The sequence below is a fragment of the Bacillus sp. EB106-04-02-XG92 genome, assembly GCF_058791995.1.
Genome location: NZ_JBYTEA010000005.1, coordinates 283,813 through 306,319, shown reverse-complemented (window position 1 = coordinate 306,319; position 22,507 = coordinate 283,813). Strand labels below are relative to the sequence as shown.

Below are 22,507 nucleotides of genomic sequence, written 5' to 3'. Positions count from 1 at the left end.
GAGTGTTTTTCATGAATGAGATTATACATAAAATGGAGCAACACGTGTCAGTTCGTAAATATAAAGAAGAATCAATTCCGAAAGATGTAGTAGAAAGAATGGTGCAAGCTGCGCAGCATGCCGCTTCCTCACATTTTGTACAGGCGTATTCTGTTATATATGTAACAGATCAACACCTAAAGGTTAAACTAGCAGAGTTATCTGGAAATCGTCACGTGAAAGACTGCGCAGCATTCTTTGTTTGTTGTGCAGATTTAAAACGTCTTGAAATGGCATGTGAAAAACATGGTACAGAAATAAAGCATGAAGGAGTAGAAGACTTTATTGTTGCGACGGTAGATGCTTCACTTTTCGCGCAAAACTTAGCGCTAGCAGCAGAATCGTTAGGATACGGTATTTGTTATATTGGTGGTATTCGCAATAATCCGAGGGAAGTAAGTGAATTGCTTCATTTACCGGATAAAGTATATCCTGTATTCGGAATGACAGTTGGTGTACCAGATGAAGATCATGGAGTGAAACCGCGTTTACCAGTAGCGGCAATCCTTCATGAAAATGGATATGATGAAAAGAAATATGATGAATTATTAAACGAATACGATGAAACGATGAGCTCGTATTACAAAGAAAGGTCAGCAAACAAGAAAAATGTAACATGGACAGAATCAATGAGTTCATTTATGTCTAAAGAAAAAAGAATGCATATGAAAGAGTTTTTAAGTGAAAAAGGACTAAATAAAAAATGAGTAAAAAGGCAAATCTGTGATGCGGGTTTGCCTTTTTTGGAGGAGAAAGATGATTGTCTTCGAATAAGTATAGGGGGAGGAGATACTATGAAAAAAGCTTTAATCTTTTTATTTGATGGATTTGCAGAATTTGAAGTAAATATAGCGAGTTTATTTTTGATAAGTAAGGAATTTGAAATAATAACAGCAACTGTAGACGGAAAAACAGTTACAGGAGAAGGTGGATTTTTGTGTCAACCACATGTTGCTATCGAGCATATTGAAGTAGCAGACTATGAAGTAGCAGACTATGAAGTGTTTATTGTACCAGGAGGACATATTTTTAATCATTTAGAAAATGAAAAGTTGTTATCTATCGTGAACGAATTACATAAGCAAAATAAATGGATAGCGTGTATTTGTGCAGGAACATCTTTACTACATGCAGCAGGAGTACTTAATAAGAAGAAATTCTCAACATCATTAACACCAGATGAAAAACAGTTAGCGCATTTACATGAATGGAAATATAAACAAAATAAAGATGTAACCGTTGATGGGAAAATAATAACAGCTGTAGGATCTGCGTACGTTGAATTTGCAACTGAAATAATGAAACGGCTCAATTTATTTAATGAAGCTGAAGCGAAGGAAAACTTACAATATTTTAAAAATGTGACAGAGCTGTGTGATGAAACGTTAGTTTAAGTGAATATAAAAAGCGGCATAATAGCCGCTTTTTATCGTTTAAGTCAATATGTTCTTGTACCATCTAAAGCATCTATTATCTTGAAAAACTTAGTTATAATAAATGCAAACTCTCAATAAGAAGATACATACCCGTACAACTCAAAAGGATATACGTAAATATTTTAAAAATCCGTTGATTAAGCCATTTGAAAATAATTTGACCTATATACAAACCTAGAAATACGATTGGAATAGCATAAAAACTTGATTCCCAAATTGTTTTGTTTGTTCCAGTAAAGAGTATTTGAGTGAGTAGGCTAATGAAATATATAAATAGATAAAAAGCCAATGTAGTTGCTCGTAACTTCTCCTTTTTCGTATCAGTTCCTGTAAAATAAAGTAACAGGGGAGGTCCTGGCATACCGATACTTGTCGTTAAAACACCAGATAATCCGCCAACTATGAAATCTCTAGATTTTGTTGATTGAATCTTAAAGTTGCATATTAGCATCAACGTTAATAGTAAGAGAAGGATGCTAATTACTAATTTAAATGTGTTGATGTTAATGGAAATGAAAATTAATATTCCAAAAGGAACACCAACTATACTTCCAAAAATTAATCTTTTCAGTAGAATAAAATCAATGTCTGTTCTTATTTTCCAGATGAGTGATATGGAAATAATTAATGATAAAATGATATTTATTTGTATAGCTTCTTGTGGTAGAAATAGCATGAGTAAGAAAGGTGTTGCCATAATAGAAAAGCCAAAACCTGTACTTGTTTGTAAAATAGAAGCTACTAATATAATACATATGAAAGTGAATATAATCTCCAAAATAGCCCTCCCACATATAATTAGGTCCAATACATATTTTAACATAAAGTGATACTTTAATCAGTGGGGCTTGCTGCTCTTTAATACGGGAAAAAAGCGGCAAAATAGCCACTTTTTATGTTGCAATTAATATTCCAATGATGATCCTGTCGCTGTAAAATATTTTTCTCGTGAAGGCGCCATTACCCGGATTGCTAATAAACAAGAAAGGAAAAGAATGAGTAATGAGCTACTGATTACAGTGATTTGAACGGAAATAAATTGAGCCGATGCCCCAATTGCTAAAATGAAAAAGACTTGGATAAAACTTTTTATAGAATCAAATACGCTATCAATACGTCCTATCATATGAACCGGGATGTTATTTTGATAAAATGTGATAAAGCCAGTACCAGCAAATGATGAAGCGATACCCAGTAAAATGAAACCGCCTGCCGCATTTATAAATGAATTTGAAAAGGCGAAAATTACATAACCTATTGCTGTAAATATCATACCGAATCCGATGCAATATTGAATCGGTAATCGTTTAGCAAAGAGAGAAACAAGAAATGAACCAAAAACGTAAGCAGCACCAGTTATACTAACAAGCATGCTATATTCCATGTCGGATAAAAATAGTACTTGATTTGTGAATACAACTTCTTGTGAATCGAGCGCCATAGAAACAAGCATAGTGGCTTGAAATAAAACGAATATGAGAATGATGTAAGTTTCAGTTCGAGCGAATGCAAAAACTTGTTTCCAATCATTTCGTAATGTTTGTACGAAAGTATTTGCAACTTCTTCATTTTGCTTTGTTTGTAGTGTAATGTTTGGCAAGAAGTAAATGAGAATGGTAGAAAGTAGAAATGAGAGTGAGTTGCAGTAAATTACAAAGGATGCTGAGTGCGTGGTGAGAAGTATTCCGGCAAGGGCTGGACCGATAATGAAAGCTCCGTTTGTAAATAAGCTATTCCAAGCGTTAAATTGAGCGCGTTCTTCAGCTTGTATGAGCATTGTTTTATAGGTGAATGAAGCTGGATCGAAAAATGATGTAGCGATGCGAGTTAAAAAGATAAAAATATAAATGACCCAAATAGAATCAAATAGTGGAACACAGCCAATAAGAGCTGCCCGAATTATATCTGTGATGAGCATAATAGACCGTTTGTTTAATCGATCTACTATACTACCAGACCATATTTTTGTAACAACGGTCGCAATTGGACCTACAATCCATAATCCTGCTACAGCAGCGGGGGAGTTTGTGCTATTTAACACCATTACGTTTAAGGCGATGAGATACATAAAATCACCTAAACGAGAAATTCCTGTTCCCGACAATAATAATAATTTATTTTTCATGAGCGGCCGGACCTTTCTTTCATTGTTTTTTAATCCTGCAGGAAATAGCGTATTCCTCTTCGGAGTTTGATTGACGAGCGGTTTTGTTTTCCCAGCGTAATAAAACTTGTGAAACTTCCCAAGTAAGCTGTTGTAATTCCTCTGGAGTTAAAAATAAATGAGATACAATATGACTGCCTGTATTCGTTCCTTCTGTGCCGCTTTCTTCAATATAGAAGTGAGCAGATTTTGCTTTGTAATATTTTTCAATAATTCCTCGTTTTTCTTTCGTGTTTACTAATTCAAGTAACCCTCCATCATATAAAATTTGAACGTGATAATGTACGCTACCAGCAGATTTATTTAGTTTAGTAGCTAATTGCTTTGCAGTGAGTGCTTCGTCTTTTAAAAGGTGGAGAATTTGAATGCGGGTTGCATTGGAAATAAGCTTCTGCTGCTCAGCTGAAATAGTAAGTCTATCGTCAAACATTATGACATCTCCTTTCTTATAATCTAAATTTATTGTACATTCTAAAAAATTAGAACGTAAGGGAAATAAATCGCCTTTTTCCTTTATATTTCGACATAAATAAAAATAGCATGTACATAAACATGCTATTACATGATAGTAGGTTCTTCACTCAGTTTCCCGCGATAAAGCAGGTAAAGCCATATAAAACTAACAAAAATACAGCATATAGCTAGCAAGGTACCAATAACTTGCGGAGAAAGAATTTCTAAAAGCGCTCCTGTAAAAAACATGGATAACTGAATAAGAGATCCGTAAATGGAATAATGGAATGAAAAAACTTTACCCATCATATTGTCCTTCGTGTAAGTTTGAAGTAATGTCGTATCAAGTGGAACGATGATTCCTCCTGCTATACGCATACAGAGCAATGTAATGATACCGATAATAAGTTGATCGGATAAAATGAATCCGAGAAAGAAAACTCCTTGTAGGAAGTAGGCCCAACCGAATAATTTTTTCATTTTTTCTTCATTTTTAGATATATAAAGATTAACGAGGAGGCTCCCAATCATCAGCCCAGCCCCTTGAACTGTATATAAAATTCCAATATTCGTGTAGAAAATTCTTTCGGCATAGATCGTTAAAAGTAGCTGATAAGCGCCGCCAATTATGCCCCATGAAATGCCGACAAGAATTAATGTTAAAATGATTTTGTTTGTAAAATGTATGTATACCCATCTTTTATATCAGTAAAAAATGCTTTGTTTTCGTTACAAGTATCATGAGTAGGGACACTCATATTATAAATAAAATAGGCTGAAATAAAGTATGAAAGGCTATTTACTAAAAAAGCGAATTCAATATGTAAAGATTGTACAAGTATCCCGCCTAAAGAAGCCCCCATAATAGACATAAAACCATTCATTGTACTAGAAAGAGAGTTAGCAGTTACGAAATGATGTTGGTGTACGATATTTTTTAATGTTGCTTGTTTAGCCGGCTCAAATAAGCAAGAAAGTACGGATAAACATATGTTAGAAATGAAAATAATCTCAATTTTATATAGTGCAAATAAGTAAGTAAGGACGATTATGCCTCGTAAAATATCGGTAAAAATCAGAATCTTCTTTTTAGAAAAACGATCTACAATCCCGCCTATGAAAGGACTAAGTAGAAGTTGTGGTAAACCTTTACTTATAAAAGTGAGTGCAATCATAAACGGAGATTCCGTTATACTATAGACGAATGTTAATAAAGCTACTGTATGAAACCAATCTCCAAGTACACTTAATATTTGCCCGTAAAATAGTTTTTTGAAGTTAGTATTTGTTTTAAGAAGCGCGGAATAAGAAACTGACATAAAAGATTAATCCTTATGTAATGAAGATGCTTGAACTTGTTTTTTCCACTCACTTAAATACACTTTCTCCTCTGTAGGGAGTCCAACAGGTAATTGTGCAATCAATTCTAAACTATTTCCGTCAGGATCGTTAAAGTATATAGCGGCATGCGCTAATTCTGGAAAAACAATCGGTTCAATTGGTTCCATTCCAAAATCTTTTCGTGCTGAAATGCCTTTTTGATGTAGCCATTGTATCGCATGTTCTAAATCATGTAAGCTTACTTGAAAGGCGACGTGTCGTAAAGAGGGGTGATAATTAACTTTGTATTCTGTGCCTTCCCAAAGACCGAGCCAACTTTCATTTTCTTTAATCCAAAAGAAAGCAATAGCATCTCCTCTTTTATATAATTTCAGTCCAAGTGATTCATAAAAAGATATTGATACCTCTAAGTTGCGGACAGGTAAATGTGCTTCGTAAAGACCTTTAATCATTGTAATCCTCCTTAGTAAAGTATTTCTTAATTTCATAGTAAACGGTTTTTAATTAGTTGAAATCAGAAAAAGGAGGGACATAACTTCATACGAAAGTATGAAAAAACAGCTCAAATATGAGCTGTTTTCGTATAGTTTTTCGTTCATTTGTTAAGGATAGGATATATTAGTATCCGTATCCGCCGCCACCCCAACAGCTACATCCGATGATGATTAGAAGGATGAATAGTACGATAAGCAAAGCAAATCCACCGCCGAAACCAGCGCAACTTCCACCATAACTCATATATGTTCCTCCTTTTGAGTAAGTTAATCTATATAATTCATGGACTACTGTATACAGTATGTTTTTTGTATGGAAATGGAGCCAGTCTCTTGAGTAATTAGACAAACGCCTGTATGGTCATTTTGATTGTATAATTAGCTAGGGATATGTGAATGAATTCCTATATATTTTGCGATTTGTTCATAAAAAAATAGAAAAATTGTAAAAAAAACCATTTTTATATTTTTTTATGAGTGGATTTGTACTATAATTTTACAAGTAATATTATGGGAAAAGGGAGTTTTAGTAAAGAGATGGAGATGGGAAAATTACACAATAAAATAGAAGACAAAAAGAAAGAGCTAATTCAACTTGTTGCTAGACACGGATTGGATCATGATAAAGTTTTGTTATTTAGCCGAGATTTAGATATACTTATTAATAAGTTTATGAATGTAAAAGATAAAGTACATAAATAAATAATTTGTAGTTTTTTATATTAGGATATTCCGTAAAAAGGAGAGAAAAGTATTTGGAACATTTACAAGAAGAGCTATATAAACAAATAAAAGAAGAAAAAGGTATTGTTACAATTTTTTTAAAAAGTGGCGTTAGAATAGTAGGAGAAGTTGTGGCGATAGACAAATTTACCGTTTTAATGTTAGTTGATGGAAAACAACAACTTATTTACAAGCAGGCTATATCAACAATAATGAAATAAGACACTCATATTGAGTGTCTTTTCATTATTGTTTGCAAGCTTCCACGTCAATGCCGGCATCTAATAATTTCTTTTCTCCGTCTTGTTCGATGATCTTTTGTAATTTAGATAGGAAAGAATCAAAGTTTGTATGCTTTGCTACTTGGAAAGTCATTTTATGCTCAATTGGTAGCCACGTATCAATATCAGCTTCGTTATGCTGAATTTTTACTTCAAGCTTATCAAGTGCGTTAGCCACTTTTGCTTCGTATGTTTCTTTCGCTTCAAATTCCATCCATAAATCATATAATTCCGTGCCGAGAGAACCTTTTAATGTGCGCTTAATATTTAAAATTGCTTCTTGCTCATTTTTTTGTTTTTGTAATTGTAATTCATGACTGTTCATTGTATCAAAAGCGGGAATATCACCAGCTTCAGCTTCGACTAGGTCGTGAATAATAACCATTTTAAGTAATTTTTCGATGTTTACTTTTTGATCTAAATAAGGCTCAACTAAAATGGCCATTAAGGACATGCGCCACGTATGTTCAGCAACGCTTTCTTGACGTCCATTAGAAAGCCAGCTATGTCGCATTTCATATTTTAGTTTTTCTGCTAGTGCAATGACTTGTAAAATGTTATGTTCCATTGTGATCCTCCTCATATATCTATACTATAATTCTAATATGGAAATAAAATGTGTCAATTCTATGAGTATATTGCGATAAATAGATGATAAGCGTATAATACTTATTATATGTGAAAACGCATTATTAAAATAAAAAAATGTTTTATAAAAATGAAAAGGAAGGGCAGGAATATGGGAAACGAAAATCAAGGATTTGCTAGACCAGAAAGAAAAAAAAGGAAGTTTGATATTTCTAGCCCAGTTGGCATAATAGTAGGTTTTGCTATTGTAATAGCGGCAATTATGCTTGGCGGCGGTGGAATAAAAGCTTTTAAAAACTTTTTAGATGTTTCATCTATTTTAATTGTTATAGGGGGAACAACTGCCACAATTGTTGTGGCATATCGATTTGGAGAATTAAAAAAATATACGAAAAGTATTTTTACTGTTTTACATAGAAGAGAAGAAGATTTAGAGCAGTTAACGGATTTGTTTGTTGATTTTTCGAAAAAGTCTAAAAAGAATGGGTTGCTTTCTTTAGAAGTCGATGGAGAGCAAGTAGACAATCCTTTTATTCAAAAAGGGATTCGACTCATGTTAAGTGGTTATGATGAAGAGGAATTAAAAGAAGTGTTAATGAAAGATGTTGAAACGGAAGTGTATGAGTTAAGAAAGGGAGCGACATTATTAGATAAAATTGGTGATTTCGCTCCGGCTTGGGGTATGATAGGAACTTTAATCGGTCTTATCATTATGCTTCAAAACTTGCAAGACACATCACAAATTGGTACAGGGATGGCAGTTGCTATGTTAACGACATTGTATGGATCAGTACTTGCGAATATGATTGCAATTCCTCTTGCTGAAAAAGTGTATCGTGGTATTGAAGATTTATATACAGAGAAGAAGTTTATTATTGAAGCAATTTCAGAATTGTATCGTGGACAAATCCCTTCTAAATTAAAGTTGAAACTCGATACATACGTATACGAAACAAAGATAAAAAAAGTAAAACGAGCAGCCTAATATTGCAAGGAGTGGTATGGTGATGATAAAACGACCGCAAAAGGGATCGCCTCGTTGGATGACGACTTTTACAGATTTAACGATGTTATTATTAACTTTCTTTGTATTACTAGTTGCTACATCAAAGCAGGATGCAGTAAAATTGTCGAAGATGCTTGAAAAGTTTAGTGACGCGGAGCAAGTAGATGCAAAAGTAATGGAAAATACAATACCAGATATTTCACATGAAAAAAATGATGAAAAAATGATTTCGAAAAAAAGAATGGATGAATTATATAAGAAGTTAAAAGCATATGTGGATAATAACGGTATTAGTCAAGTGAACGTATACCGAGAGGACACAGGGGTAAGTGTCGTTATAGTAGATAATTTAATATTCGATACGGGTGATGCGAACGTTAAACCGGAGGCGAAAGAGATAATAAGCCAATTAGTTGGATTTTTCCAATCGGTACCAAACCCCATTGTTGTAGAAGGACATACAGACAGTAGACCGATTCATAACGATAAATTCCCTTCAAACTGGGAATTATCTTCCGCACGAGCGGCAAATATGATTCATCACTTAATTGAAGTGTATAATGTGGATGATAAAAGGCTAGCTGCGGTAGGATATGCAGATACCAAGCCAGTAGTACCAAATGATTCACCGCAAAATTGGGAAAAAAATCGCCGCGTTGTCATTTATATAAAAGAATAGTATATTGTTATTTTGATAATAAATAATAAAAATACGAAAATTCTTTTAAAAAAATATTAAATTTTATCATTTTATTTTGTATAATGAGTGAGAATGATAAGGTGAAATATTAAGATATATTTATACATAGAAGGAGAGAATCAAAAAGAATGGCACATAAAATTTTAGTTGTAGACGATGCGATGTTCATGCGAACAATGATTAAAAACTTATTAAAAAGTAATTCTGAATTTGAAGTAATCGGAGAAGCGGAAAATGGAGTAGAGGCAATTCAAAAGTATAAAGAACTTCAACCTGATATAGTTACATTAGATATTACTATGCCAGAAATGGACGGACTTGAAGCATTAAAAGAAATTATTAAAATTGATTCAAGTGCAAAAGTTGTTATTTGTTCTGCAATGGGACAACAAGGTATGGTATTAGATGCAATTAAGGGTGGAGCAAAAGACTTTATTGTAAAGCCATTCCAAGCAGATCGTGTAATCGAAGCTTTAACAAAAGTAGCAAACAGCTAATATAGAAGGGGTGCCACAAGGAATCTAAACATTGATAGCGGATATGCGTGTGGCCCCCTTTTTTCTTGCTTTAAAACACTAAATTGTTATACATAAATGAAATGTTTGTTAGACAGGTAGGGGATTAAAATGCAAACAGATCTATTAAATATATTTTTTGAGGAATCAGAAGAACATTTACAATCGCTAAATGAAAATGTGCTAACTTTAGAACAAAATCCCACTGATATGGATGTTGTGGGAGAAATATTCCGCTCAGCCCATACATTTAAAGGGATGTCAGCGAGTATGGAATTTACGGAAATGGCGGATTTAACGCATAAAATGGAAAACGTTTTAGATGAAATTCGTCATGGGAATATAGTTGTAAATGCGGAGATTATTGATGTGATTTTTGAGTGCATTGATAATTTAGAGAAGATGGTTGCAGATGTGCAGCAAGGTGGAATGGGCAATATTGATGTAATTGCAACGAAACAGAAATTAGAAGCATTATTGAACGGCAATATAGAAATTCCTGCTGAACATATAGAACAAGAAACTATAAATAACGATGATGCAACTTCACATGAAGTGCATATAACTGTTGAGCAACAAGCTATTTTAAAAGCAGTACGTGCCATTATGTGTATTGAAGCACTGCAAAATGTAGGGAATGTACAAAAAACAGTTCCAAGTATTGAAGAAATTGAAGCAGATGCTTTCGGATTTGAGTTCACAGTATTTATGGATACTGATCAAAGTGAAGAAGAATTAAAACAAGTAGTGCTTCATGTTTCTGAAATTGATAAAGTAGAAGTGAAGCAAGGACATACATCAAAAGAAGTAGTTTCTGAAAAATTGGCTACACAAGAAGTCGTACAAGAAGTTCCACAAGCAGCTACGCATGTGGAATCAACTAAAGAAGTATCTAAACAATCTGCTAATGCTACACCAGCTAAAAGCACTGCAAAAACGAAAAATGGTAAAGTAGAAAATCGTTCCATACGTGTTCAATTGGAAAAAATCGAAAGATTAATGAACATGTTTGAAGAAAGTGTAATTGAGCGTGGTCGCATAGATGAATTGGCGCAAGCAATTCAAAATAAGGAATTAATTGAGCATTTAAATCGATTAGGCGATATTTCAAAAGATATTCAAAATGTACTTCTAAACATGCGTATGGTGCCGATTGAAACAGTCTTTAATCGTTTCCCGCGTATGGTACGTATGTTAGCGAAAGATTTAGGGAAAAAAATCGATTTACAAATTACAGGTGAAGATACTGAAGTTGATAAAATTGTTATTGATGAAATCGGTGATCCGCTTGTTCATTTAATTCGTAATGCAATTGATCATGGGGTTGAAACTGTTGAACAACGTCGTGATGCAGGTAAAAATGAGACAGGTACGATTAAATTAGAAGCGTTCCATAGTGGAAATCATGTCGTAATTCAAATTACGGATGATGGAAATGGAATTCATAAAGGGAAAGTATTAGAAAAAGCGATTAAAAATGGTGTTGTAACAGAATCTGAGGCAAATAAATTAACAGACCGTGAAATATTTGATTTGATCTTCCAACCAGGATTTAGTACAGCTGAAGTTGTATCAGACCTTTCTGGGCGTGGCGTTGGATTAGATGTAGTGAAACATACAATCCATAGTTTAGGTGGACATTTAATTATTGATTCTGAAGAAGGCAAAGGCAGTACATTTAGAATTGAACTTCCATTAACGTTGTCTATTATACAATCTATGCTTGTTCAAACGAATGATAAACGTTATGCTTTACCTCTTGGTAATATTGTTGAAGCAATTCGAATCAAGAGAGAAGACATCCAATCCATACAAGGAAAAGATGTGTTAAATTACCGTAATCAAATTATTGAAGTGAAGCATTTAAGTACGGTATTTGGTGAGAAAACAGCAGATGAGGCGTTTGCGTCATATGATGGTCAAATGGTTCCTGTGTTAATTGTTCGTAATACACATCGCAGCTATGGACTTATTGTAAACACAATTATCGGTCAAAGAGAAATAGTCTTAAAGTCATTAGGTGACTTCTTTGCAGAGAGTTCTAATTATTTCTCTGGTGCGACAATTCTCGGTGATGGACGAGTGGTCCTCATTTTAAACCCAGAAGGTTTATAATAGGAATGAAGGAAAGCTCCCCACTTGTATACAATTGGGGAGCTTTTTGGTTAATCGTTACTAATCTAAAAATGGGAATAAATACATATTAACGTTTTATATAATAAGTTTGTTAAAATAAAATGAGAGTTTATATCATTTGATAGAAAAACAGAAATGAGGAGGCAGAGAAAATGCCTGAGCAACACACAAAAGGGGATACGAGCACCATTGTGCTAGAAAAAGAAAATGAGCATTTAACGCCTCAAGAATGCGATATTCTTGGCGAAATTGCAAATATATCATTTGGTTCAGCTTCGACTGTATTATCAACAATCTTAAATAGGCAAGTAAGTATTACTGCTCCTCGCATCGAATTGGTAGATTTATATGATTCAAGCGACGTCGAAGTTCCACACGTTGTACTAAACATCCATTTTACAAAAGGATTAGATATGGAAAACCTTCTTGTCCTTAAGCAAGATGTTGCATTATCCATTGCTGATTTAATGATGATGGGAACAGGTGAAGTGGAGGACGGAAAAGAACTTGGTGAATTAGAGCTAAGTGCTGTACAAGAAGCGATGAATCAAATGATGGGGTTCGCAGCTACATCTATGTCTGAATTCTTCCAAGATACAGTAGATATGTCTCCGCCGACAATTAAAGTTGTAAAGCTATCAGAAGAAATGGAGAAAATCTCGGAAATTGATGGGAATCAAACGATTGTTAAAGTATCGTTTGATTTAAAGATAGATAATCTGGTAAATTCTAAACTTGTGCAAATTGTTTCAGTTGAACATGCGAAACAAATGGTAAATAAATTAATGCAATTATCTGGTGACGTAGAAGAGCAAGACGAGCCAGCAGAAGTAGTGGAAACTGAGATTGTAGAAGAACAAGTTGAAAAAGAGCATTTAACGCAAGAAGAGAAAGATGTCCTTGGTGAAATTGCAAATATTTCAATTGGTTCCGCTTCAACAGTATTGTCAACGCTTTTAAATCAGCCAGTTACAATTAGTACGCCCAATGTAGAATCAATCAATGTTCGTCATTATGACGGAGTACCAGTCCCATTTGTTATTTTAAATGTTGATTTTGTTGAAGGACTAAAGAATGAGAATGTATTCGTATTTACGAAAGATGTCGCTTTAACAATGGTAGATTTAATGATGATGGGAACAGGGGAAGTTGATCCAGAGAAGGAGCTTAGTGAATTAGAACTGAGCGGTATTAAAGAAATCATGAACCAAATGATGGGGCATGCTGCGACGGCGATGTCAGAAATGTTTCAAGAAAAAATGGACATGACACCACCAAATGTTAAATTCGTAACGCTAAAAGAAGAAATGGAATATTTGGGAGAGTCAATGAAAGTGGACGAACTCGTCCAAATTACGTTCAACCTTGAAATTGGCGACCTGCTTCAATCAAAAATGTATCAAATTTTACCAATTTCAGAAGCGAAAGAAATGGTAAGAAGACTTCTATATCCAATGATGGAAGAGGAAGAAGAGATTGTTACGGAAGAAATGGAAGAAGAGGTTGTCGAACCTGTTGTGCAACCTATTGAATTTAAAGAAGTAAAACAAATGGAACCAGTATACATGGACACATCCATCTTACAAAATGTAGAAATGAATGTGAAATTTGTATTTGGAAGCACAGTGAAAACAATTCAAGATATTTTAAGTTTACAAGAGAATGAAGCGGTTGTACTAGATGAGGATATTGACGAGCCAATTCGTATTTATGTAAATGATGTATTGGTGGCGTATGGTGAACTTGTAAATGTAGATGGATTTTTCGGAGTAAAAGTGACGAAATCACTATAAGGCGTTGAAATAGTAAATGAAAAGCGTAAAGTTCTTTCTAATTTGCTGGCTATGCATACATGTGTGCTTGCTCTTCCCGCTGCAAAGTCAGGCGGAAGAGCAAAATGTGCCAGAACAAAAATTAAATGAAGTGAATGTGCAAGAAGAAAATAAAGAAGTTCAAGAGCAGCCAGAGCAAGTGGAAGTGAATCAAGGTAAAGAGGAACAACAAGAAGCAAAAAATGAACAAGAGACCGAAAAAAAGATAGAGACGGATCAAGGGGTTATTACAGTAAATAAGTCGGAATTAAAAGTTGGCGAAGAAGTGCGGATTATTGTAGAGCCGAAAGAGAAAAATGTTCAAAGTATAAAAGGTATTTTGCGCTTGCCAAAAAACGGCGATCAGTATGAACAAGAAAGAATGCTATCGTTTAAGTATGAAGAAGAAACGAAGCGATGGATTGCTAACTACAAGGTCGGGACTTTTGATTTACAAGGTGATTGGAGCCTTCAGCTCGTTCAAAGTTACAAAGAAAATGAGAAAGAAGAGCTCGTAGAAAATGAAGTGAAAGTCCCGCTCATTCATATAAATAATGAAATGCCAACTCTAGATAAAGAGTTACCGAAGTTACATAAAGTTACGATTGATGAGACGAAGGGAAACGTAATTGAACGAAAACGAGGCGATTCTATACGTGTACGAGTGAAGGCGACAGACGTAGAATCAGTTGTGAAAGAAGTCCGTGTTACATTAAAAGGAAAAGAAAATAAAGAGATTACATTTTTATTAGATTACAATAAGCGCGATATGGATTGGCAAAAAGTATTTGAAATAACGGATGCGTTGCCAATTGGCTCATACGAATTACTTGTAGAGATAGTGGATGCGGCCGGCAATAAACTCGTTGAAGAAAGTGAGTATATCGTTTCTGTTTTGGAGCAAAAAACAGAAGAGGATAAAAAGGTAGAAGAACGAGAGAATGAAGATAAATTAGAGGATAAATTAGAAGATAAGAAAGAAACTGAGAAGCAGGAAGACCCGAAAGTAGAAATCCCGCTTCTGGAAGAAAAACCACCAGTTGTTCAAATTCCGAAAAAAGAAGAGAAAGTAAACGATCTTATAAAAGAACCATTGAAAGAGAAAGAAAAAATTACTTATGTTATAAAAGAGCCCCTCACAGACAATAAAGAAGTAAATAAAGCGAAGGCTCAAAAAGATAAAGATAATAACAATCAAGTCATTTCGAAAAAGAAAGAGAAAAACGAAGAGCAAGAAGATAAGAAAGAAGCTAAAAGTGACGAGGGAATACAAGCTTCTAATGTATTTGCTATTATGTCTGGTTTATTCGTACTCTTTCTAGTTTTAAAAAGTAATAAAGAATGGGGCTAATAATTTCATAGTAGTGGAGGCGCTTAGATGGATATTAAACGTACGACAATTGAAAATAAGACGCTACAACCATTAAAACAGCCTGCAGCTATTTCAGAACATGAAATCCAGAAGGAACGCAAGCAAAGCAATCTAGTGTTTACTGGACAGTCTAAGATTATTTCGCAGAATAATGAAATAGGGATTTTACTTGCGAGTTTAGGTGATGGAAAGGTTATGAAGGAAATGCTTTCTAAAGAGATGGATACAGTATTACAACTCTTTAAGAAGTTACATACATTATCTGGAGAAGGAAAGCAAACAGATAAAATATTTGAACAAGTAATGAGAAGTTTACAAGGTCTTGTTAAGCAGGCGCATATAAAAGAACTTCCTTTGTTAGATGGGACGTATGATTTTGCTGAAGTACAATTATCATTTGGTAGAAAGGTACATATTCCGTTATTAGATGTAAGTGCACTCATTTCTAGAGTGGAAAGTGATTCTTCAGAAGGAAATATAAATTTAATGGTAACGGTTATTACTGCTTATATAACAAAATTGTCTAACGAAACCATTTTAATTAGCGTTACAGATCGTACTGCTAAAGAGCGGGATGTAAGCGTATGGAGAGCACTTGCAGAAATGAATATGACACAATTATCACAGGCTTTGAAACATACGATGCAAGAACATAAATGGTCTATAACGTTTCTTTTTCTCTTTGTATGGATTGTTGCTATTATTTTAATTCGAGTTATATAAAAAGGTCGTCACTTTACATTGTGACGACCTCTTTTATATTTTTTCGTAGAAGAATGTATCGAAGCGCTGAAGATTATAACGTTCAGGTGTTAAAATTTGTTCAGTACTACCAACAAATAGTACGCCGCCTTTTCGTAAAGCACGACTAAACTTTTCGTAAAGTTTTACCCTTGCTTCTTCAGTAAAGTATATCATTACGTTGCGACAAATGATTAAATCGTAATTTGTATCGAACGACTGCATTAACAGGTCATGTTGTTTGAACGTAACGTTTTGCTTAATGTTTTGATGTAATGAATATATATCATTCTCTTTTGTAAAATGACGTTCTTTCAAATCGGTAGGTAATTCTTTTAAAGAACGTTCTGTATATTGACCGCGTTTTGCAGTTTCTAAAATGTGAAAATCAAGATCTGTTGCTTGTATTTCAAAACGATATGGAGCTAAATGTTTCGATAAAATTAAAGAGAGTGTATATGGTTCTTCACCGGCAGCGCAAGCGGCACTCCATACTTTTAATTTCCCGTTATTTTGTTCGAGTAATTTTGGTAGTGCTTTCGTCTCTAGCGTTTGCCAGCGTTCTTTATTTCTAAAAAACTCTGAAACGTTAATTGTAATATAGTCAATAAAACTTAAAAATAAATTTTGATCGGTACGTAAATTACTTAGAAAACTAGTGTAGTTCACAAAGCCCTTTCTCGAAATAAAAGCATCGATTCTACGACGCATTCTATCTTGTTTATATGAAGCGATATCCATATTGAATTGTTGTTTAAAACTCGCGATAAAATGATCATAATCTTGTTCAATTATCATATTTATAATAGGCACAATAACGATATTGTGCCTCCCCCTTTACATCATACGGATTTTTTGTTCAAAGTTTTTTTTCATCTGTTTTTCATGTAAACCTGGTAAATCATAAATAACAGCATCGATTCCTGCTTCTTTTGCAACGTCAACGGGAATGACAGATGTATGCTTGTCCCCATTATAAAAACAGAGAACTAAATCGGTATCTTCGATTATTTGTTTTACAAAAAACATATAATCTGATCGGTAAATGGAGTCGGAAGGATGATCAAAAGCGACATACTCGGCTCCGTGTTTTTTTAAGTAATCAACGACCTCTCGAAATTCATCTGTTAATGCTTGTAACGGCTGTAGCGTGTAAAGGCATAAATTTTGAGCGAGTCTTTCGTTTTCGATGAAAAAACGAAGAATCTCATTTTCGATAGATTTATAACATAATATGTAAATTTTATGTTTGTGAGCATAGTCAGTTAAAAATTTTTTTATTTCTTCCTGATCTAATGCTGTTAATTGATTTGAACCACAAAGAAAAATATTCATAGATTTGTGCCACCTCATGCTAAATTGTAACATATCTTTTATAAAAAATAACTGCAAAATATTAGTGTTCAGAGTATAATTATAAATAACTGGATTTTACGATTAAGTTTAGGAAGAAATAAAAAAATAAATAGGTGATATATATGCTGCGTTCGATCTCGCATAATCCAATTTTATCGCATATACCGCCTGCTACTCAAATGCCGAAAGAAGCAAATGTCAGGACAGGACTTGCATTTTCGGATAATTTGCATGCAGATCCGAAAAAAGATAAATTGCTAGAACAAATGGAAGCATTTGTCGATAACATTGGAGAAATTAAAGAGAAAATTGAAATGGAATTAACGCTTGATAATGTAATGGAATACAAAAATACAGTAAAATCATTTTTGAATTTTTACGTAGATAATGTATTGCAATATAAAGATGTCATGTCTCGTCATCCACGTTATGGCTATTCACAGAAAATGACGATTGTGAAACAGGCGGAAATGGGATTAAATGAGTTAGAAGATGTTATGAATTTAATTAATACGAAAACGGGACATTTAGAAATGTTAAATCAGATTGGAGAAATCCACGGTTTAATTGTAAATTTAGTCTTGTAAAAGGGAAGGAAACGATATGTACATACAATTATATGAAAAGCTCGTTATTATTCAAAAAGCATATGAAAACATTCAAACGCTCGGAGAACAAATATATGAGAATTTGAAACATAAAAATGTAAATGCAGTTCAAAAATTGCAAGTAGAGCAATTGCAGTACATTGATGGTTTAAAAGGATTATCAAGCTCGTTTGAAGAAATGGTTGTTCAGTTTTGTAAAGAAAAGGGAATCGAACTGTTTCGTGTAAGTGCATTATTTTCGTATTTTTCTAACGGAGAAATTGAAAAAATGGAAGAATTACAAAAAAATGTAACTGAATTAGAAGAGAATGTAAAAATGGTTCTTTTAAAAAATCAATATTACTTAAACGTACTATTAAAAACTACAGAAAGTATTGTGGATTCCGTTTCTGAATATAATTTAGAACGAAACAATAATTCACAAATCTTTATGAACGAACTATTGTAAAGGGGAAGTGAAACATTATGAGACTATCTGATTATAATACGCCGCTATCGGGTTTGTTAGCGGCACAAATGGGATTACAAACGACGAAACAAAATTTATCTAACATTCATACGCCTGGTTATGTGCGTCAAATGGCGAATTACGGATCGGCTGGAGCAAGTCATGGCTATTCACCGGAACAAAAAATAGGTTACGGTGTACAAACGCTAGGCGTTGACCGTATTACTGATGAAGTGAAGACGAAACAGTTTAACGATCAATTATCTCAACTCTCTTATTATAACTATATGAATTCGACTTTATCACGTGTAGAGTCTATGGCTGGAACGACAGGAAAGAATTCATTATCTAGTTTAATGGATGGCTTCTTTAATGCTTTTCGTGAAGTGGCAAAAAATCCAGAACAACCAAACTACTATGATACATTAATTTCTGAAACTGGAAAGTTTACAAGTCAAGTAAATCGTCTTGCGAAAAATTTAGATTCAGTGGAATTGCAGACGACAGACGATATTGAAGCACATGTTAATGAATTTAATCGTCTTGCTGCTAATTTAGCGGAGGCGAATAAAAAAATTGGAGAAGCAGGTACACAAGTACCGAATCAACTTTTAGATGAACGTGATCGTATCATTACAGAGATGTCTAAGTATGCAAATATAGAAGTATCTTATGAATCTATGAATCCTAATATCGCGAGTGTTAGAATGAATGGTGCTTTAACGGTAAATGGGCAAGATGCATACCCACTTCAATTAAATAAAGAAAAAGAACCAATGTCAGTTGAGATTTATGGTTCGAAAATTCCCTTAGCTAGTGGAGCAATCCAATCAGCGATCGATACGAAAGCAAAGATTGCTAGTTATAAGAAAAACCTTGAAGAACTAATGAGTTCTGTAAAGAATGAAGTGAACACAGTAATGGGGAAAGAGTTCTTCGTTGGGGATCAAGCGAAAGATATGAAATTAAACCCTGAATTTGCAAAAGATGTTTCGAAAATGAAAATATCAGCTGAAACAGCAAATAAATTAGCAGCAATTACAGACGGAGATTATAAAGTAGGTCTTTCATATAAACAAGCATTAGACCAATTCGTAGTTGGTGTTGCATCTGATAAAAGTGCAGTGAATGCATATCAAAAAATTCATGGAGATTTATTAGAGGGAATTCAGCAAGAAAAGATGAGCATCGAAGGTGTGAATATGGAAGAGGAAATGGTTAATTTAATGGCTTTCCAAAAATACTTCGTCGCAAACTCTAAAGCTATGACGACGATGAATGAAGTGTTTGATAGCCTGTTTTCAATTATTCGATAAGTGATAGTAATTGACTAGAAATATAAAAGGAGGAGATAGAAATGAGAGTATCTACATTTCAAAATGCAAGTTGGGCAAAGAATCAGTTAATGGATTTAAATGTGCAACAGCAATACCACCGAAATCAAGTAACTTCAGGGAAGAAAAACCTTCTTATGAGTGAAGATCCACTTGCAGCAAGTAAGTCATTTGCGATTCAGCATTCATTGGCGAATATTGAACAAATGCAAAAAGATTTAGCAGATTCGAAAAATGTATTAACACAAACTGAAAATACTTTACAAGGTGTTTTAAAATCTATAACAAGAGCAGATCAATTAATGGTGCAGGCATTAAGTGAGCAAAATGGTGAAAAAGAATTGAAAGCCATCGGTGCAGAGATTGATCAAATTTTAAAACAAGTTGTATATTTAGCGAATACGAAAGAGCAAGGTCGTTATATTTTCGGTGGTGATAGTGCAGAAAAGCCACCATTTACAGAAGATGGTACATATCAAGGGGGACAAAATGATGTGAACTGGCAACTAAATGACGGTTATGAATTAAAAGCATTTCGTAACGGAGATGCGCTATTATCCCCTGTTATAAAAACGTTAAAACAGATGAGTGAAGCGATGCAAAAAGGTGATCAAAAAGCGTTGCAACCGTTATTAGGAGAAAATAAGAAAAACTTAGATGGTATCATTAATCGTACAACTGAAGTCGGTTCAACAATGAACACAATGGAGACATTTAAAACAATTTTAAGTGAGCAAAATTTAGCACTTCAAGAGAACCGTAAAGACATTGAAGATGTCGATTTAGCAGTAGCAATTTCTGACTTAGCATATATTAATGCGACGTATGAAGCGACGCTTAAAGCAGTTAGTACGATGAGTAAAACGAGTATTTTAGACTACATGTAAAAAATAAGGAGTGAGACAACATGGCAGGAACGATGACAGGTATTGGTGGTAGACAACAAATATGGAACCTCGGAAATAATATGATCGATACTTCTAACTTCGTTGAATTAGAAATGAATGCGTTAGATATGAGAAAAACACCGTATACAAATGAAAAGAACCAACTTTCACAAGATAGATCATTATATACAAGTTTAAAATCAGAATTTAGCTCTTTCACACAAACGTTTAAAAATTTAGCGGGCTTTAAAGGAAATGAGAAAAAGGTAACAACATCACAAGATGGTTATATTAACGTAAAAGCTGATGGGGGTGCGATTGCAGGAACTTTTAATATGACGATTACTCAGCTTGCACAGCGTCATCAAATAGCCTCTAATAAGGTTACTGATATAAATGCGAAGCTTCTTAAAGATGAAACAATAAAATTAGGTGATAAAGAACTAAAAGTAACAACTGATATGACATATAAGGATTTAATTAATAAAATTAATGATGGAGATTATGGTGTATCGGCTTATACACTTGGAGATAAAATTTTCATGACCTCGAAAAAAGAAGGGGCAATGAATGAAATTAAATTAGAAAAGACACCGCCTAATGTACTTACAGAATTATTTTATTCGAAAGTGGAATCTACGACGGAAATGAAATTAAATACTATTAATGAAGCGTTGGATGCAAAATATACTATTAATGGTATTGATGGTACAAGTCCGAGCAATACAATTGAAACACTTCCAGGTGTGAAAATTGAATTATTGAAAGTAACTGAACCGAAAGTAGAAGGAACACCAGATGCAGGTACAACAACAGAACCAAAAGCAACAGGCATAGATCTAAAATTCACAGTAAGTGACTCAAACGTAACAGACGCATCGAATATTATTAAAAAGATGGTTGCAGATTATAATAAAGCCGTTTCTACAGTAGATATTTTTGCCGGGAAAGGTGGAGTTTTCCAAGGGCAAACAATTATGCAAAGTGTACGTCAAGCGATGAACAATGTTGTAACATTTTCACAAGATGGCAATTACTTATTCTCATTTGGCATTCAATTAAAGCAAGATGGAACGATGGAAGTTAATGATGAAAAATTAACACAAGCACTAAAAGAAAAACCAGATGCAGCGAAGCAATTTTTCTTCAGCTCTAACGGTTTAGGGAAAATGATGGAAGAGCCACTTGATAAGTTATTTGGTGATAAAGGTGTAGTCGGAGAGAGAGTAAAAAACATTGATTCACGTGTAAGTGATTTAGATAAAAAGATTAAAGATATTGAGACGCAAAACTTGCAAAAGCAAGATGAAATTGTGAAGAAGTATCAAAAGCTAGAGAGTACATTAGCGGCGCTTGATAGCCAATTAAAAACAATTAAAGCAATGACAAAACAAAAAAGTGATGATTAATGAAAAGTAAGGAAGTGATCGTATGCAAGCATGGCAACGTTATATGCAAAATGATATTATGACGAGTAATCCAATTAAAAATACAATTTTCATTTATGAAAGATGTATTGTGGAGTTTCGTAATTTAGAAGAACTTTTACATACTTTTAAACTACAAGAAGGAGATGCACTTCTTGAAAAGTTAGAACGTATTTTTGAAGAATTAAAACTTCAATTAAATCCTGAAATTACGAAAGATTTATATGATAGTCTTTACGGTTTATACGATTGGATTAGCATTCAAATTCAAACGATGAAAGTAACACGTGAAGCAAAAGACATTGATGCGATTGTGAAAGTGTTACAAGATTTAATAGACGGTTACCGCGGAGCACTTGAAAATGAACAATGATATTTATCGGACGTTTGTCGGCTGTTTTAATGAAATCGGTGAATTGCAAGTGTCAGATGAAGAGTTTGCTGAGAAGAGTGAAATGTTAAATCGCTGGATGATGACATTGGATGAGGAAACGCGTGCGCAAGTTGCAGCAGAAGTAAGTCCATTCATTATTAAGGCGGCACAGCATATTCGAGATAAGCAAAAGATTTTGGAAGAAATGATTATGACAAATGATGGGCGCATGAAAGCTAATTCATTTTACGGTAAATTTTAATGATAGAGTTTA

At 33.9% G+C, this 22,507-nt stretch carries 26 protein-coding genes and 1 pseudogene; 18 read left to right on the top strand and 9 right to left on the bottom strand.

Features of this window, described 5'->3' with window-relative positions; genetic code table 11:
• Positions 1-11 precede the first annotated feature (11 nt).
• Together nfsA and AC3WVA_RS15395 are read left to right on the top strand one after the other, a co-directional pair.
• Positions 12-746 (top strand): oxygen-insensitive NADPH nitroreductase, encoded by a 735-nt coding sequence (nfsA, locus tag AC3WVA_RS15400; RefSeq protein WP_098520751.1) that lies wholly within the window; start codon positions 12-14, stop codon positions 744-746.
• Positions 747-833: 87 nt separating this feature from the next.
• A complete protein-coding gene (locus tag AC3WVA_RS15395) occupies positions 834-1,433 on the top strand; it encodes a DJ-1/PfpI family protein (RefSeq protein WP_492322022.1) in 600 nt (199 codons plus the stop codon).
• A gap of 94 nt (positions 1,434-1,527) precedes the next feature.
• On the opposite strand, the gene AC3WVA_RS15390 is transcribed toward AC3WVA_RS15395, so the two are convergent.
• From AC3WVA_RS15390 to AC3WVA_RS15365, 6 genes and pseudogenes are all read right to left on the bottom strand, one after another.
• The gene (locus tag AC3WVA_RS15390; protein WP_098345417.1) at positions 1,528-2,253 is read right to left on the bottom strand and encodes a sulfite exporter TauE/SafE family protein; all 726 of its coding nucleotides are present in this window, start codon (positions 2,251-2,253) and stop codon (positions 1,528-1,530) included.
• A 126-nt stretch (positions 2,254-2,379) separates the two neighbouring features.
• Positions 2,380-3,600: an MFS transporter gene (locus tag AC3WVA_RS15385; protein ID WP_098520749.1), complete on the bottom strand. Its 1,221-nt coding sequence runs from the start codon at positions 3,598-3,600 to the stop codon at positions 2,380-2,382.
• Positions 3,601-3,619: 19 nt separating this feature from the next.
• Positions 3,620-4,069: an ArsR/SmtB family transcription factor gene (locus AC3WVA_RS15380; protein ID WP_048527141.1), complete on the bottom strand. Its 450-nt coding sequence runs from the start codon at positions 4,067-4,069 to the stop codon at positions 3,620-3,622.
• Between the two features lie 128 nt (positions 4,070-4,197).
• Positions 4,198-5,411: pseudogene (locus tag AC3WVA_RS15375) on the bottom strand (MFS transporter).
• A gap of 6 nt (positions 5,412-5,417) precedes the next feature.
• The gene (locus AC3WVA_RS15370) at positions 5,418-5,885 is read right to left on the bottom strand and encodes a VOC family protein (protein ID WP_098520747.1); all 468 of its coding nucleotides are present in this window, start codon (positions 5,883-5,885) and stop codon (positions 5,418-5,420) included.
• A gap of 166 nt (positions 5,886-6,051) precedes the next feature.
• Positions 6,052-6,171, bottom strand: coding sequence for a YjcZ family sporulation protein (locus AC3WVA_RS15365; protein WP_000120179.1), 120 nt, complete (start codon positions 6,169-6,171; stop codon positions 6,052-6,054).
• 239 nt (positions 6,172-6,410) lie between these two features.
• Between AC3WVA_RS15365 and AC3WVA_RS15360 the strand changes: the two genes are divergently transcribed.
• Together AC3WVA_RS15360 and hfq are read left to right on the top strand one after the other, a co-directional pair.
• Positions 6,411-6,629 (top strand): aspartyl-phosphate phosphatase Spo0E family protein, encoded by a 219-nt coding sequence (locus AC3WVA_RS15360; protein WP_048527144.1) that lies wholly within the window; start codon positions 6,411-6,413, stop codon positions 6,627-6,629.
• Between the two features lie 53 nt (positions 6,630-6,682).
• Positions 6,683-6,871 carry an RNA chaperone Hfq gene (gene hfq, locus AC3WVA_RS15355; RefSeq protein WP_000400660.1) on the top strand — a complete coding sequence of 63 codons (189 nt, stop codon included), beginning with the start codon at positions 6,683-6,685 and terminating at the stop codon, positions 6,869-6,871.
• Between the two features lie 25 nt (positions 6,872-6,896).
• Here hfq and AC3WVA_RS15350 read toward each other — a convergent pair whose 3' ends face one another.
• A complete protein-coding gene (locus tag AC3WVA_RS15350; protein ID WP_048527145.1) occupies positions 6,897-7,499 on the bottom strand; it encodes an HD domain-containing protein in 603 nt (200 codons plus the stop codon).
• 171 nt (positions 7,500-7,670) lie between these two features.
• Between AC3WVA_RS15350 and AC3WVA_RS15345 the strand changes: the two genes are divergently transcribed.
• The 7 genes from AC3WVA_RS15345 (at position 7,671) to AC3WVA_RS15315 (ending at position 15,782) form a co-directional block, all read left to right on the top strand.
• The gene (locus tag AC3WVA_RS15345) at positions 7,671-8,504 is read left to right on the top strand and encodes a flagellar motor protein MotP (RefSeq protein WP_098520745.1); all 834 of its coding nucleotides are present in this window, start codon (positions 7,671-7,673) and stop codon (positions 8,502-8,504) included.
• Between the two features lie 22 nt (positions 8,505-8,526).
• Positions 8,527-9,204, top strand: a complete 678-nt coding sequence (locus AC3WVA_RS15340; protein ID WP_048527147.1) for an OmpA family protein — start codon at positions 8,527-8,529, stop codon at positions 9,202-9,204.
• Positions 9,205-9,353: 149 nt separating this feature from the next.
• Positions 9,354-9,722 (top strand): response regulator, encoded by a 369-nt coding sequence (locus AC3WVA_RS15335; protein ID WP_000940576.1) that lies wholly within the window; start codon positions 9,354-9,356, stop codon positions 9,720-9,722.
• Between the two features lie 129 nt (positions 9,723-9,851).
• Complete coding sequence (locus AC3WVA_RS15330; RefSeq protein ID WP_098345410.1) at positions 9,852-11,855, top strand: chemotaxis protein CheA; 2,004 nt, start codon at positions 9,852-9,854, stop codon at positions 11,853-11,855.
• A 173-nt stretch (positions 11,856-12,028) separates the two neighbouring features.
• Positions 12,029-13,669, top strand: coding sequence for a flagellar motor switch protein (locus AC3WVA_RS15325; RefSeq protein WP_098345409.1), 1,641 nt, complete (start codon positions 12,029-12,031; stop codon positions 13,667-13,669).
• 16 nt (positions 13,670-13,685) lie between these two features.
• Entirely contained in the window at positions 13,686-15,038 is a 1,353-nt protein-coding gene (locus AC3WVA_RS15320; RefSeq protein ID WP_098345408.1) for a transglycosylase, read from the top strand.
• Positions 15,039-15,065: 27 nt separating this feature from the next.
• Positions 15,066-15,782, top strand: a complete 717-nt coding sequence (locus AC3WVA_RS15315) for a hypothetical protein (protein WP_098345407.1) — start codon at positions 15,066-15,068, stop codon at positions 15,780-15,782.
• Between the two features lie 33 nt (positions 15,783-15,815).
• Here the strand turns inward: AC3WVA_RS15315 and cheR are convergent, their stop codons facing one another.
• Both cheR and AC3WVA_RS15305 read right to left on the bottom strand, forming a co-directional pair.
• Positions 15,816-16,598: a protein-glutamate O-methyltransferase CheR gene (gene cheR, locus AC3WVA_RS15310; protein WP_141539553.1), complete on the bottom strand. Its 783-nt coding sequence runs from the start codon at positions 16,596-16,598 to the stop codon at positions 15,816-15,818.
• A gap of 39 nt (positions 16,599-16,637) precedes the next feature.
• A complete protein-coding gene (locus tag AC3WVA_RS15305; RefSeq protein WP_098520744.1) occupies positions 16,638-17,135 on the bottom strand; it encodes a flagellar motor switch protein FliG in 498 nt (165 codons plus the stop codon).
• Between the two features lie 143 nt (positions 17,136-17,278).
• Here AC3WVA_RS15305 and AC3WVA_RS15300 point away from each other — a divergent pair, with 143 nt between their 5' ends.
• The 7 genes from AC3WVA_RS15300 to AC3WVA_RS15270 are packed head-to-tail and all read left to right on the top strand — an operon-like array spanning position 17,279 to position 22,495.
• Positions 17,279-17,743 (top strand): YaaR family protein, encoded by a 465-nt coding sequence (locus AC3WVA_RS15300; RefSeq protein ID WP_000946323.1) that lies wholly within the window; start codon positions 17,279-17,281, stop codon positions 17,741-17,743.
• A gap of 16 nt (positions 17,744-17,759) precedes the next feature.
• The gene (locus AC3WVA_RS15295; protein WP_098520743.1) at positions 17,760-18,212 is read left to right on the top strand and encodes a hypothetical protein; all 453 of its coding nucleotides are present in this window, start codon (positions 17,760-17,762) and stop codon (positions 18,210-18,212) included.
• Between the two features lie 17 nt (positions 18,213-18,229).
• On the top strand, positions 18,230-19,528 hold the full coding sequence (flgK, locus tag AC3WVA_RS15290) for a flagellar hook-associated protein FlgK (protein ID WP_098520742.1): 1,299 nt from the start codon (positions 18,230-18,232) through the stop codon (positions 19,526-19,528).
• A gap of 41 nt (positions 19,529-19,569) precedes the next feature.
• Entirely contained in the window at positions 19,570-20,433 is an 864-nt protein-coding gene (locus tag AC3WVA_RS15285; RefSeq protein ID WP_098520741.1) for a flagellar hook-associated protein 3, read from the top strand.
• Positions 20,434-20,453: 20 nt separating this feature from the next.
• Positions 20,454-21,842 (top strand): flagellar hook-associated protein 2, encoded by a 1,389-nt coding sequence (locus tag AC3WVA_RS15280; protein WP_088315149.1) that lies wholly within the window; start codon positions 20,454-20,456, stop codon positions 21,840-21,842.
• Between the two features lie 22 nt (positions 21,843-21,864).
• Complete coding sequence (locus tag AC3WVA_RS15275) at positions 21,865-22,233, top strand: flagellar export chaperone FliS (RefSeq protein ID WP_001149516.1); 369 nt, start codon at positions 21,865-21,867, stop codon at positions 22,231-22,233.
• On the top strand, positions 22,223-22,495 hold the full coding sequence (locus tag AC3WVA_RS15270) for a hypothetical protein (protein ID WP_001058076.1): 273 nt from the start codon (positions 22,223-22,225) through the stop codon (positions 22,493-22,495). The genes AC3WVA_RS15275 and AC3WVA_RS15270 overlap by 11 nt, the downstream gene beginning before the upstream one ends.
• Positions 22,496-22,507: the final 12 nt, after the last annotated feature.